Annotated in this window: 1 protein-coding gene; it reads right to left on the bottom strand. The window is 49.5% G+C overall.

Annotated features, from left to right (window positions below):
• A partial coding sequence (locus R7044_RS28005; protein WP_225456351.1) for an ATP-binding cassette domain-containing protein occupies positions 1-519 on the bottom strand: 519 nt, incomplete at both ends.

Consider the following 519-nt stretch of genomic DNA (forward strand, 5'->3'; position numbering starts at 1 on the left):
GGTGTCGGCAGATTCAACCGACTGACCACAGTACATGACGGTAATTCGGCTTGCCCATTGCGTGATGGTAGCCAAGTCGTGACCGATCAGCAAAATCGTGGTGTTGTTGAGCTGGTTCATTCGGCTCAACAAACGCAGAATCTGCGATTGAGTGATGGGGTCCAAGTCGTTAGTTGGTTCATCGGCAATCAACAATTTAGGTTTGGTTGCGATGGCCATGGCGATCATGACTTTTTGACATTCACCATCTGTTAGCTCGTACGGGTAGCTGCCCATCAAGCGTTTGTGATCTTTGATACCAACTTTGTGCAGTAGCGCAATGGCCTGTTTTTTACGCCATTTGAATCGCTCCCACCACTTGCCTTCAAAGGCGCGAGAGGGGATAGACTCAATTAACTGACGTCCTACTTCTTCGGAAGGGTCCAAACAGGTTGAGGGTTCTTGGAATATCATCGCGATATCGCGGGCAATGACGCGTCGACGCTCTTTCGGCGTAAGCTGTAAAAGGTCGATGTTACC

The organism is Vibrio sp. 1402 (genome assembly GCF_033340275.1).